10 protein-coding genes are annotated in these 12,942 nt (G+C 49.1%); 9 read left to right on the top strand and 1 reads right to left on the bottom strand.

The genetic code is table 11. The features are described from left to right. The first annotated feature begins 106 nt into the window (after nt 1-106). From HMPREF2983_RS11090 to HMPREF2983_RS11130, 9 genes are all read left to right on the top strand, one after another. Complete coding sequence (locus HMPREF2983_RS11090; RefSeq protein ID WP_025065556.1) at nt 107-1,222, top strand: YncE family protein; 1,116 nt, start codon at nt 107-109, stop codon at nt 1,220-1,222. Between the two features lie 182 nt (nt 1,223-1,404). Continuing rightward, nucleotides 1,405-1,794 (top strand): hypothetical protein, encoded by a 390-nt coding sequence (locus HMPREF2983_RS11095; RefSeq protein WP_106042318.1) that lies wholly within the window; start codon nt 1,405-1,407, stop codon nt 1,792-1,794. Nucleotides 1,795-1,917: 123 nt separating this feature from the next. Continuing rightward, nucleotides 1,918-2,514: an outer membrane beta-barrel protein gene (locus HMPREF2983_RS11100; RefSeq protein ID WP_029216625.1), complete on the top strand. Its 597-nt coding sequence runs from the start codon at nt 1,918-1,920 to the stop codon at nt 2,512-2,514. A gap of 70 nt (nt 2,515-2,584) precedes the next feature. Continuing rightward, entirely contained in the window at nt 2,585-3,199 is a 615-nt protein-coding gene (locus tag HMPREF2983_RS11105) for a TetR/AcrR family transcriptional regulator (RefSeq protein WP_004362761.1), read from the top strand. Nucleotides 3,200-3,226: 27 nt separating this feature from the next. Then, on the top strand, nt 3,227-4,981 hold the full coding sequence (locus HMPREF2983_RS11110) for an ABC transporter ATP-binding protein (RefSeq protein ID WP_025065558.1): 1,755 nt from the start codon (nt 3,227-3,229) through the stop codon (nt 4,979-4,981). A 21-nt stretch (nt 4,982-5,002) separates the two neighbouring features. Continuing rightward, nucleotides 5,003-6,730: an ABC transporter ATP-binding protein gene (locus tag HMPREF2983_RS11115; RefSeq protein WP_070668415.1), complete on the top strand. Its 1,728-nt coding sequence runs from the start codon at nt 5,003-5,005 to the stop codon at nt 6,728-6,730. A gap of 6 nt (nt 6,731-6,736) precedes the next feature. Then, nucleotides 6,737-9,097 (top strand): efflux RND transporter permease subunit, encoded by a 2,361-nt coding sequence (locus tag HMPREF2983_RS11120; protein WP_025065559.1) that lies wholly within the window; start codon nt 6,737-6,739, stop codon nt 9,095-9,097. A 45-nt stretch (nt 9,098-9,142) separates the two neighbouring features. Beyond that, entirely contained in the window at nt 9,143-9,922 is a 780-nt protein-coding gene (locus tag HMPREF2983_RS11125) for an outer membrane lipoprotein-sorting protein (protein WP_070668418.1), read from the top strand. 2 nt (nt 9,923-9,924) lie between these two features. Then, nucleotides 9,925-11,229, top strand: a complete 1,305-nt coding sequence (locus tag HMPREF2983_RS11130; RefSeq protein WP_025068430.1) for a DUF1302 family protein — start codon at nt 9,925-9,927, stop codon at nt 11,227-11,229. A 21-nt stretch (nt 11,230-11,250) separates the two neighbouring features. On the opposite strand, the gene mobC is transcribed toward HMPREF2983_RS11130, so the two are convergent. Beyond that, nucleotides 11,251-12,942 (bottom strand): conjugal transfer protein MobC (gene mobC, locus HMPREF2983_RS11135; RefSeq protein WP_246829401.1); only part of this gene is annotated, 1,692 nt, incomplete at its 5' end.

Below are 12,942 nucleotides of genomic sequence, written 5' to 3' on the forward strand. Positions count from 1 at the left end.
CTTTTGGGTACTGCCTTGTCTTACCCTGCTGTTTGCAACAACAGTGTCATCTTGTTCAGAAAACAATGACGACCATCCACAGTCTGAAAAGAAGCATCATTTCCTAATGTCTGCACAATCAGACAACAGCTTCTTCATCACCAGCTTCGAGAATTTCAACGAGGGTACGTCCGTGTCTTACGACAAGGCCATAACGCTTCCCACAGGACACCTCTTCATGGAGAAACTTGGAAAGTATGTTTATCTTCAATCCGGCTCGATGTATGGTTATGGTGGCGAGCAAACTCTCCACAAATACGAAGTAAACGCAAATGGACAACTGTCTTCTCATCCTGTGGGTTCACTTTCCTTCCCGGGTTCACCCAATGTGGTTGAAATCATATTTGCGAATGATACCAAAGCTTATGCAGTCACATGTGCAAGCCGCGGACAACTTATCGTGTTCAATCCGAGCACAATGAGCGTAACGAAGGAAATAGACCTGTCTCCCTATGCAGAGGGTGATAAAGATCCGGACGGAGGCAATGGCATTGTGCGTGACGGCAAGCTGTTCCTCCCTCTCAACCAAGCAAAGTCTATGAAGGAAATTCTTGCGACGCCTGCTCAAGTAGCTGTCATTGACGTAGCTACCGATAAGGTAGAAAAGGTTATAAAGGATGACCGTGCAACGAGCCTCGGTATGGTCGGACATACATCGCCTGTTATGGATGAAGCCGGTAACATCTATTTCAACACGGGACCTCGTGCGGCAATGATGTGTCAGTTTATGCCCGGCAAGGGGTACAAAGACGGACTGCTGCGCATCAAGAAGGGAGAAACGGATTTTGACAAGGACTTCTATATGAGCCTGCAAACAACCGAAGGCGCGGAAGTTGGCTCCTACGGTATGTACATGACCTATGGCGGCAATGGAAAAATCTACACGTTCCTCTATAAACCTTCACTCGTAAAGGATCCCAACGATCAGACTTATATCGTCAACAAATGTTATGTCCCTTACGAGATTGACGTAAACAAGAAAACAGGTCGTATACTTCCTCTTCCAGCGTCATGCGGCTGGGCTGCCAATGCCATCATCAAGGTGGAAAGCTCCATTTATTTCGGTGAACATACCGACAACGGCATAGGATTCTATCGTTACGATATGGCAACAGGGAAGGGTTCCACGCAACCAAGCGTGAAGACGCCAAGTGGTGCCTATAAAGTGATTTCACTCGACTAAACGAGTTGAGGGTGTATCAAAAAAGTTGGCACATTCTCTTAAATGAAAGAATAAGCGCTGTCCCACACCGGGACAATGCTTCTCGAAAAGAAAAAGCGCTGTCCCGCTTTGAACAGCACTTCATTAGGAAACCTGCCGGATTCGTCCGGTAATTAAACATTCAAAATTAAAAACATATAAGGATGAAAAAGAATCTTAAAATTTCAATTCTATGGGTTGCCATAGTCGCAGGCATGTCCGCGCATTCTCTGACTGACATGATACCTCTTTTCTGGAATGCCAACATTGCCGTTTATAACGATGGTGTAGCACCGATGTCAATGCTCGTATTGATGGCCGTTGTTTCACTCACGATACCAATGACAGGATTGCTCCTTTCGCTCTATGCCCGCAAGCGCTGGCATAAGACGGTACATCTCTGTCTCGCCGCCTTCACAGCCCTGTTCTGTACGGTACATAGCACGGAACTGATATTCAGCTTTGAGCTTCCGCAGCTCTTTATCCATCCTATGCTGGTCATAGTGAGCATTGCGCTCGCTTATGAAGCGTGGAAATGGAATAATAAAGAATAAATCATTCCGAACGTTCATTCTACAAATAAAAAACGCATTATATCAAAATGATAAGTGCGTTTTTTAACCTGTCAGATTGAACGGCGTTCACTTTTCTTATAGCTATCAATAAACTTTTTGATAATGAAAAAACAGCTATTTATATTTATCCTATCACTCGTTCCACTCATCGGCCGGACGCAAGAGCAACACACTTCGGCTTTTCAAGAAGACGATCATGAAGAGGGATTGTTCATAGGCGGTGCCGTTACTTATTGGAACAACACGAAAACCAAAGCCACCACTTTGCAGTTCTGCCCCGAGATAGGCTGGCACTTCAATGAAACGTGGGCCGCGGGCATCATGTTGGGTTATGCCTTCAACTCCGAGCGTGGCGATAATGAGCGCGAAAAGACACACACCCTTAAAATTTCGCCTTTCGCGCGCTACTATTATCTTCACAAAGGCCCGTTCAACCTCTACTTAGACGGTGGCATCGGCTACAACTACATCTCTCCAACCGATCCGAACAAAACAGATAAGCACCACGGCTTCGAGATAGGACTGCGTCCGGGCGCATGCGTGGACCTGACAAAAGGACTGTGCCTCTGTATGCGCATGGGGTTTGCGGGCTATCGGAAAAACTATTTCACAGGTGAGGAGCGGGAAATCGGCAATGACGGCTTTGGGATCCACTTTGCTCCGGAGGAAGTGATGATCGGTCTGGAACTGGAGTTCTGAAGATACCGTATTCTCACCGATTACCCATGCGATATGAATGAATTATATTCCCTTTCCTTAAAATTTGACTATGCAGACATTGAAGACAGACATAAAGCAACGCATATTGCAAGTTGCCCATAGAGAGTTTATCAAAAATGGTGTGCAGCGTACGTGCATTAGAAACGTGGCGCGTAAGGCTGGCGTGACTGTGGGAAACCTGTATCATTATTTTGACAGTAAGGATACACTGTTTTGTGCGGTATTGCAACCATTGCTGACCGCGCTTGACCGCTATATCCTCTCGCATAATGATGAGGAATTTCTCTCGCTCGACGTGTTCGATTTGCGGCAACAGCAAATCAATCACATCATGGCGATGCTCACTCTTGTCAAGCAGTTCCGCCCCGAACTGCGCCTGTTGCTGTTCAATGCCGAGGGAACTTCGTTGGAGGGGTATAAAAACAAAATCATTGATCACCAAATGAAGGTCGGCATGGAATACCTCCGACTGATGAAAGAACGATACCCACACATCAACACCAACATCTCTCCATTTCTGATTCATCTCACCAGTTCGGCTTGGACGACTCTCTTCTGCGAATTGGTGGAACACGAGGAATATAGTGAGGAGGAAGTCAAACAAGCACTCATGCAGTACATCACCTTTGGAACGGCAGGTTGGAAAGAGCTGATGAAACCATAGGATAACATTCAAAAAAACAATCATGATATGTTCAAAACACTCAAACGATTAGGAGCTTACATGGGAGGGCGCAAGTGGTTGCTGCCCTGCTCCGTCGGGCTGTCGGCAGTCAACGGACTGCTCTCGCTCGTCCCGTTCGTTCTTTTGTGGCTTGTGGTGCGCACGCTGCTCACCGCGGAGGGCAGTCTCGCCGATGCACCCGTATGGGACTATGCCCTTGCCGCCTTCATCGTGTCGGTGGCAAACGTGCTGCTCTACTTTGCTGCACTCATGTTCTCGCATCTTGCTGCGTTCCGCATCGAAACCAACATGCGTCGCAAGGCAATGCAGCGACTCATGCGCGTGCCACTTGGATTCTTCGACACGCAGAACACGGGACGTATGCGCAAAATCATTGACGAGGACTCAGCGCAGACCCACACCTTCGTGGCGCACATCCTGCCCGATGTGGCGGGGAGCATCGTTGCCCCCGTTGGCGTCATGGTGCTACTGCTGACGGTCGATTGGCAATTGGGCTTGGCAGCCATGCTGCCAATCATCTGTGCCTTCGGCATCATGGGCTATATGATGAATCCCAAGAACAACGATTTCCAGCGGATGTATCTCGATGCACAGGAGAAGATGAGCGGCGAGGCGGTGGAGTATGTCCGTGGCATTCCGGTAGTAAAGGTTTTCCAGCAGACGGTCTTCTCGTTCAAGCGGTTCCACGACAGCATCATCCGCTATCGCGACCTTGTCATCCAGTACACGCTGATGTGGCGGTCGCCTATGTCGGCCTATACCGTTGCCATCAACGCCTTTGCCTTCGTCCTCGTACCGGTAGGTATCATCCTGATTGGGCATGGGGGAAGCGTGGCGATCATCGTGGCCGACCTCATTCTCTTTATCGTCATCACACCGGTCATCGCAACCAATGTGATGAAGATGATGTATCTCAGTCAGAATCTATTCCTTGCCAATGAGGCGGTGGACAGATTGGAGAAACTCACCGATACTGCTCCGCTGCCCGAGAGCGGCACGCCCCGGATGCCACAAGCCTGCGACATTTGTTTTGAGGAAGTCTCGTTCAGATACGACGGCGCGGAAAAGGATGCCGTCAGCCACCTCAGCCTCACCATTCCCGAGGGGCAGACGGTGGCACTCGTTGGGTCTTCGGGCAGCGGAAAGACAACCATAGCACGGCTCATTCCCCGCTTTTGGGATGTGTGTGAGGGAAGTGTGAGCATCGGCGGAGTGGATGTCCGGCAGATGGATAAGTCGCAACTGATGCGCAGCGTGTCGTTTGTATTCCAAAATACCCGCCTGTTCAAGACCTCGCTCTTGGAGAACCTACGCTATGGTAATCCCGAAGCAACGGCAGAACAGATAGACCGGGCGATAGACCTCTCGCAAAGCCGTGAAATCATCGACCGACTGCCCCAAGGTTTGGATACGGTCATTGGAGCGGAGGGCACTTACCTCTCCGGTGGTGAACAGCAACGCATCGTCCTTGCGCGTGCCATTCTGAAAGATGCACCCATCGTGGTGCTTGATGAGGCTACCGCCTTTGCCGACCCTGAGAACGAGCATCTTATCCGAAAGGCTCTGGCACACCTCACTCACAGCAAGACCGTCCTCATGATAGCTCACCGACTGACCACCGTGCAGAATGCCGACAGCATCGTGGTGGTGGACAATGGGCAGATAGCCGAACAAGGAACGCACGAGGAACTGATGACCCTGCAGGGACGCTATCACACGATGTGGAACGAATATCAGAAAGCAGTGGCATGGAAACTATAACCAATCAAAGGAGACACCAAGATGATTAGATATTTTCAAAACCGTTTCACCCTTTCGGACAAAGGGGCAAAGGACTTGCGCAGAGGTATCATCTTCTCAACGCTACTCAACCTTGCGCTGATGTTGCCACCCACTTACCTCTTCCTCTTCCTCATGGAATACTTGGAAGTTGGCACCGACCAACACACATTGTGGTTTTATATATTGTTGGCAGTGGTGTTGATGGGCATGATGTTCTTCATCGCCCGGTGGCAGTATGACAGCACCTATACCACCATCTATAACGAGAGTGCGCAACGCCGCATCAGTTTGGCAGAGAAACTGCGCCGTCTGCCGTTAGCATTCTTCGGCGAGCGTAACCTTTCCGACCTGACTTCTACCATTATGGAAGACTGCACCTCATTGGAGCAAATATTTTCTCATGCAGTACCCCAATTGTTCGCATCGGTGCTGAGCATGTTCATCATAGCCGTAAGCCTGTTCTTCTACGACTGGCGACTGGCTGTCGCCCTCTTTTGGGTGGTGCCGATGGCTCTGGCAACTTTGCTCTTGGCAAGACATCTGCTGGACAAAGCATTTGTACACCTATATCATGTGAAACGTGGGGTTACCGAGCAAGTACAGGAAGGATTGGAATGTGTACAGGAAATCAAATCGTATTGCGGAGAAAAGGCTTATAACCAAAGTTTTGATAAGAGGTTGAAAGATTATGAAAAAGAATTGGTCAACCATGAACTTGTAGCAGGTGTTTTTGTTAATCTTTCTGCTATGATATTAAAATTGGGTATGCCTACTGTCATTATCACTGGCGCATGGTTGTTGCAAAGAGGCGAGGTGTCAATCTTTATTTATCTGGCATTTCTCCTTGTTTCGGCAATGGTCTATAATCCTATTCAGGACGTGTGCAACAACCTCGCCATCCTTGCTTTCCTCGATGTGCGCATCAATCGCATGAAGGAAATGGAGGCGATGCCGGAGCAGGAGGGAAGCAAGGAGGTAAAAATGGATAATTACGACATCGAGTTCCGCAACGTGAGCTTTGCCTACGAAACCGAAAAGCAAGTATTGCACAATGTTTCCTTTACAGCAAAGCAGGGAGAAGTAACGGCACTTGTCGGTCCGTCGGGAGGAGGAAAGAGCACTACTGCCAAACTTGCCGCACGCTTCTGGGACATTGACGGTGGAAAGATTCTATTAGGCGGAAACGACATCGCTCACATCGACCCCGAGACGCTGCTTCGCAACTATGCCGTGGTGTTTCAGGACGTGTTGCTTTTCAATGCTTCCGTTTCCGACAATATTCGCATCGGTAAGCGTGATGCCACCGACGAGGAAGTGCGGCGTGTGGCACAACTGGCACAGTGCGACGACTTCATCAGCCGTATGCCGCAGGGATACGACACCGTTATCGGCGAGAACGGCGAAACCCTTTCAGGTGGCGAGCGACAGCGTATCTCCATTGCCCGTGCGCTTCTGAAAGACGCTCCCGTCATTCTCTTGGACGAAGCCACCGCCAGCCTTGATGCCGAGAACGAGACAAAGATTCAGGCGGGCATCTCCGAACTGGTGCAGGGTAAGACCGTCATCATTATCGCTCACCGCATGCGCACCGTCCGCAATGCCAACCACATCGTGGTGCTCGGTGGCGGAACGGTTATCGAGCAGGGCACGCCCGAAGACCTCATGGCTAAAGGTGGAGAATTTGCACGGATGGTAAAACTGCAACAGGAAAACAATAATGAAAAATAAATAGCAATGAAAATCGAAAACATCAACAGAAAATTCAGGCAGTTGGCGGTGTGGATATTACGCCACCGACTGTTGGTAATGGGGCTGTTTGCCCTGCTTATCGCTTTCTCGTTCGTGGGTACAAAGCGCATCGTCATGAAAACATCGTTCGACGACTATTTCGTGAGCGATGACCCGATGTTGCTCAAGACAAACGAGTTCAAGTCCATCTTCGGCAACGACTACTACGTGGCGGTATTAGTGAAGAACAAGGACGTCTTCTCCAAGCGCAGCCTGACACTTATCCGTGAGTTGAGCGAGGAGCTGAAGGACAGCCTGTCGTATGCCGACAAGGTTACATCGCTCACCGACCTTGAATTTACCGTCGGCACTGAGGAGGGAATGACCATCGAGCAGATAGTGCCCGACGAGATACCTTCGGATGAGGCTTCGCTAAAGGAAATCAGACGCAAGGCATACAGCAAGCCCTATCTCTCAAAGAAACTGGTGTCGAAGGACGGTACGATGACATGGATCATGGTGAAGCTGCGTCCCTTCCCGGAGGATAGCGTATGGAAGAAAACGAGCGATATTGCCCCGGATATGCTCACGGGCAAGGAAGCCGGGCACATCATCGGCAAGGCGAAATACGCGAAGCTGTCGCCTGCTGCCGCAGGAATGCCCTATCTGAGCTACGAAAAAGTGGTTTATCTGAAACATGAAATGGGGCGGCTGTTCCTCATAGCTTTCCTTGTTTCCATTGTGGTGATGATTGTCGTAACCCGTTCATTGCGGGGAGTCATCGCCCCGTTGCTCACGTCGGTGTTTGGTCTTCTGATAAGTTTTGGTGTGATAGGCTGGACCGGACTGTATATAGATATGACTACCGCCATGATAGCGGTCATACTGGCCTTTGCCTGTTCCATTGCCTACAACATCCATCTGTACAACTTCTTCAAGACGCGGTTTGTGGAAACAGGCAGGCGCAAGGCTTCCATCACCGATGCCGTAGGCGAAACCGGATGGGGTGTTTTGCTGTCGGGATTGACAACCATAGCGGCTATGATGACTTTCCTATCTATGAAGATAGTCCCCATGCAGGCTATCGGCGTGAACACCTCGCTGTGCCTGCTTTCGGTATTGATTACCTGTCTGATTGTTACCCCTGTAATACTCTCATTCGGAAAAGACCGCAAGCCAAGCATAGACGTATCTAAGAGTCTCGAAGGATACGTCGGCGGACGGTTTGAGCAGTTTGGTAGTTTCATCCTGCGTCGCCACCGCCCGATATTCATTGTCTCGGTAGCCATCACGCTTTTTTGCGGCATCGGCATGTTCTCCATCGAGCCGGCATTCGACATTGAGAAGACTATGGGACGGAAGGTGGAATATGTAAAGAAATTCCTCGACCTCTGCGACACGGAATTAGGAAGCATGTACTCCTACGACCTGATGATTACACTGCCGCATGCCGACGACGCGAAGAAGCCCGAGAACTTGAAAAAACTCGACCAACTGGCAACCACCACGGAAAGCTACCCGCTCACCAAGCGGCACAATTCCGTCACGGACATTGTGAAAGACATGAACTGCACGCTCAACGGCAACAATCTGAAGGAATATCGCATTCCCGACAATGCCGACATGGTGGCTCAGCTCTTGCTGCTCTATGAGAATGCCGGAGGTACGGAGTCGGAATACTGGATGGACTATGACTATCAGCGGCTACGCCTGCAAATCGAGTTGAAGAGCTACAACTCCAACGAGGCGGAAAAAGAAATGGATTTGCTCCAAACCGAAGCACGCAAGCTCTTCCCCGGCGCACATGTATCGGTAGTGGGCAATATACCGCAGTTTACGGTGATGCAGCAGTATGTGGAGCGTGGACAGATGTGGTCGATGCTGCTCTCGGTGCTGGTCATTGGCGTGATACTCATACTCCTGTTCAGAAGTTGGAAGGTGGGACTGGTGGGAATGATACCCAACATCGCCCCCGCCATCATCGTAGGCGGCATGATGGGCTGGCTGGGCTATCCGCTCGACATGATGACAGCCTCGCTCATTCCTATGGTTTTGGGTATCGCCGTCGATGACACCATCCACTTCATCAACCATTGCCATGTGGCGCATAATCGTTATAATGACTATAACATGGCTATCCGCAAGACTTTCCGCACGGAGGGACTGGCCATCGTGATGTCAACGGTCATCATCTCGGCTACATTTGCCGGCTTCATGTCGTCGGACGCCACGCAGACGAAGAACTGGGGCTTGCTGGCTGTAGCAGGTATGGTGTCGGCATTGTTGGCAGACTTGTTCCTCACGCCGATACTTTTCAAATATTTGCGGGTGTTCGGAAAGGAAAAAGGTTCAAAAACAAATAGTTAAACAAACAAGTAAGGTTAAAATATTCAATCATAAAATATAAAGAAAATGAAAACAAGACATTTTATTTTATCCCTTATTGCCTTGATGACAATGAGTGTTGCACAAGCAGCTGGTCTCACCGGAAGAGACATTATGCAAAAGGTAAAGAACCGTGCCGATGGCGATACACGCTATGCCACCGTGGAAATGACACTTATTCAAAAAAGTGGGCATAAGCGTGTGCGAAAAATTGAATCGTGGGCAATGGACGAAGGTAAGGACACAAAGAAAATCATGTTCTTCACCTATCCCGGCGACGTGAAGGGCACGGGATTTCTCACTTGGGACTATGACAATCCCGGCAAGACAGACGACAAATGGCTCTATCTCCCTGCCATGAAAAAGACAAGGCGCATTAGTGGAAAGTCATCGAAGACCGATTACTTCATGGGCAGCGATTTTACATACGACGACATGAGTACACGCAGCGTGGACGAGGAAACACACACGCTGCTGCGTGAGGAAGTGGTAAGCGGACACAAATGCTGGGTGGTGCAGTCCGTGCCTAAGGACAAGGGAGAAATATACTCAAAGCGCATCACATGGATCAGGCAGGACTGTCTGATGGTTATTAAGGCGGAATACTACGATAAGCTCAATAAACTGCATCGCAGCCTTACCATTCCGAATATAAATAAAGTGCAGGGATTCTGGACGATGCACCTCATGCAGATGGAGAATGTACAGACGGGGCATAAGACCATCATCAAGATGGACAACCAGCGGTTCAACGTCAAGGTTGCGCCCAATCTCTTCACTGTCTCCAAACTGGAAAAAGGACTCTGACCATGAAAATACTGCGATTATGGACGCTGTTGCTTGTGCCGATATTCTCGGCACAGGCATTTGCCCAGATTGATACGCTGACGGTGGAGAATGATTCTGCTGATACGGAATATATGCAAGAGGAAGAAACGGATGACAACGCCTTGCGTGTTCAGGTAAAAGGCTTCCTCGACACATACCATGCCGTCAGGACAGAAGGCAGGAACGACTGGATGGCTTCGAGAACCCGAGCGCGCGGAGAGGTGAAACTTGAAAAAGGAGCAGCTTCCCTTTTTGTTTCCATGAACGCTACCTACAACGGCGTACTGAAAGACCGCACGGGACTGGAACTGCGTGAGGCATATCTTGCATACACCAAAGGAAACCTTGACCTTCGGGTGGGGCGGCAGATTGTGGTATGGGGAGTGGCAGACGCATTGCGCGTTACGGACTGCGTGTCGCCGTTCGACTATACCGAGTTCCTTGCGCAGGACTACGATGACATCCGTATGCCCGTCAATGCCTTGCATGCAAGATACACGTGGCATTCGGTAACATTCGAGGCGATATGTAATCCCGTGGCGGATTTCTTCATCCTTCCCACCGACCGACGCAATCCGTGGGCACTGACTCTGCCGTCAGCCCCTCTTCCCTATACCATAGATTTGGAAAGTGGCAAACCGGAGAAAAGACTTCGGAATATGGAGTACGGCGGGCGGATAACGACCAATCTCAGCGGGATTGATTTTTCTCTGAGTGCCCTGCGGACGTGGAACAAGATGCCTGCTCTTTCCCTTGCTGTGTCCGACGATGGAAAGTCGCTTTTAGCCAAAGGGGAATACCGCCGGATGACGATGCTCGGAGCCGACTGCTCTCTGCCTGTCGGACAGATTGTCCTTCGCGGCGAGGCTGCTTGCTATTTCGATGAAGCGCAAAGCAGAGGTGTGGGAAAAGACGTAGTATGCCGAAATACGTACAATATCCTTGCCGGTGTGGACTGGTATCCGGGCAACGATTGGAACTTCAGTGCACAATACTGCCACAAATATACGGCGGGGAACCTTGACGGTCTTTCCGTTTATCGTAATGCCGGCCTTGCCACGGCAAGAATATCGAAAGAACTGCTGCGGAATATGCTGAAACTTTCAACATTCGCCTATATTGACGTAACCAATGGCGGCGTTTTCAACCGCTTCTCTGCATCCTATGCCTTGAACGACCAAATCGAACTCACCGCCGGCTATGATTACTTCCATGCCGACAAAGGCAAGTTTCAAATGTATGACAGAAATTCTGAAATATGGGCAAAGATGAAATATAGTTTTTGAATGACATAAAGACATTGCATCTCATTCTTTTATAAGATGACAAAGAGAAGGATCTTCTTTTATCCTTTTTATTTCTTTTTCAATCAAAACAATTATTTCTCGCTTAACACATTTATAGTTGGCTTCGATAGTCTCTTTGAGATTATCGGAGCCATCTTCGTTTTGAAACGCATTGATTTCAGGAATGGACTGGTATTGCTTCATTTCGGCAGAGACTTTAGCACTATCCACCACTATTTCAGCATGGAAAATCTTTTGGTCAATGCGTTCGTCAAAGTTGTCGGACACTGCACCTACGAACATACCCTGTGTGAGGTTGCTGATTTTCGATGCAGGGATAAGACTATCCATCTGGGTCGAGATAGAGGTGGATTTATCATTACGGTTGATTGTCATAGACTGCCGTTGTTGAAGCACCTTGCCGAAGCGTTCGGAGAGAGTCTTGGCAGTTTCACCTACCACTTGCCCACTGAACACATTGCCCACTGTGTTTTGTATCACCTTGCTTTCCTTATCCCCATAATCGCGGGTAAGCTGCGAGAAGTCTTGAAAGCCCAGACACACGGCAACCTTGTTACTACGGGCTGTGGCAATGAGGTTGTCAAGCCCACGGAAATAGATGGTCGGCAACTCGTCGATAATCACAGATGATTTGAGTTGCTTTTTCTTGTTGATGAGTTTCACGATACGGCTGTTGTAAAGTCCGAGTGCTGCTGAGTAGATATTCTGGCGGTCGGGATTATTTCCCACGACCAACACCTTCGGCTCGTTGGGATTATTGATGTCGAGCGAGAAATCATCACCTGTCATTACCCAATAGAGAGCCGGCGAAATCATACGTGAAAGCGGTATCTTGGCACTGGCAATTTGTCCCTGCAACTGGTCTTGCGCTCCGCCCTCCCAAGCATCCATAAAGGGAGAAAGGTAGTTGGCAAGCTCATCGTAGGAAGTAAGTATCGGAAATATCTGTGCGTACGGACGGTTCAGGAATTCGATGGCATGGGGAAAGGTGCAATACTTGCCGTTCTCATAGATTTTCAGAAACCAGATGATGGCTGCAAGCAATATAATCGGCGACTCAACAAAGAAATCTCCCTGCTTCTGAATCCATGAACGATTAAGGTTGAGCATAATAGTGTAGGCACTCTCGTAAGCGTCCGATATGTCCGTCATAAAGGCAGGATTGATGGGATTGCAGCGATGGCTCTTGCGTGGGTCGTCGAAGTTTATCACAAAGAACTGCGGTTTTACCTTGTAGGCGTCCAAATGGTTAAGCAAATGATTGTAGGCTATCTCTGACAAATCCGGGAACTTGTAGTCGTAAATATACATGGCAAAGCCTTTCTCTATCTGCTGCTTGATATAGTTGTTCACAATAGCATACGACTTACCCGAACCGGGCGTACCGAGCACCATCGAGGCACGAAAGGGGTTGACCACGTTAATCCAGCCCTTATTCCACTTCTTTTTGTAATAGAAACGTGTGGGAAGATTGATTGAGTATTCATTCTCCATCAACCGTGTTTCCTGCATGAAGCTTTCATTTTCCGTGTTGAACACATCATCCATCAGATTGTTTTTGAGCAATCGACTCATCCACACACCTGCCATCAGCAGACAGATATAGCCAATGGAGAGCGTGAAGATATAGAGTGAAGCCGCTCCAATTTTTCCAATGGGCAATGCCAACAGCCACCAGTTGAGAAAGAAAAA

Source organism: Prevotella sp. HMSC077E09 (genome assembly GCF_001814685.1).
Classification (GTDB): Bacteria; Bacteroidota; Bacteroidia; order Bacteroidales; family Bacteroidaceae; genus Prevotella; species Prevotella oris.

Excerpts from the sequence above, each read along its gene's own strand:
- HMPREF2983_RS11110 (WP_025065558.1), top strand. The coding sequence starts at position 3,227 with ATGTTCAAAACACTCAAACGATTAGGAGCTTACATGGGAGGGCGCAAG.
- HMPREF2983_RS11090 (WP_025065556.1), top strand. The coding sequence starts at position 107 with ATGTCTGCACAATCAGACAACAGCTTCTTCATCACCAGCTTCGAGAAT.
- HMPREF2983_RS11115 (WP_070668415.1), top strand. The coding sequence starts at position 5,003 with ATGATTAGATATTTTCAAAACCGTTTCACCCTTTCGGACAAAGGGGCA.
- HMPREF2983_RS11095 (WP_106042318.1), top strand. The coding sequence starts at position 1,405 with ATGAAAAAGAATCTTAAAATTTCAATTCTATGGGTTGCCATAGTCGCA.
- HMPREF2983_RS11125 (WP_070668418.1), top strand. The coding sequence starts at position 9,143 with ATGAAAACAAGACATTTTATTTTATCCCTTATTGCCTTGATGACAATG.
- HMPREF2983_RS11105 (WP_004362761.1), top strand. The coding sequence starts at position 2,585 with ATGCAGACATTGAAGACAGACATAAAGCAACGCATATTGCAAGTTGCC.
- HMPREF2983_RS11120 (WP_025065559.1), top strand. The coding sequence starts at position 6,737 with ATGAAAATCGAAAACATCAACAGAAAATTCAGGCAGTTGGCGGTGTGG.
- HMPREF2983_RS11100 (WP_029216625.1), top strand. The coding sequence starts at position 1,918 with ATGAAAAAACAGCTATTTATATTTATCCTATCACTCGTTCCACTCATC.
- HMPREF2983_RS11130 (WP_025068430.1), top strand. The coding sequence starts at position 9,925 with ATGAAAATACTGCGATTATGGACGCTGTTGCTTGTGCCGATATTCTCG.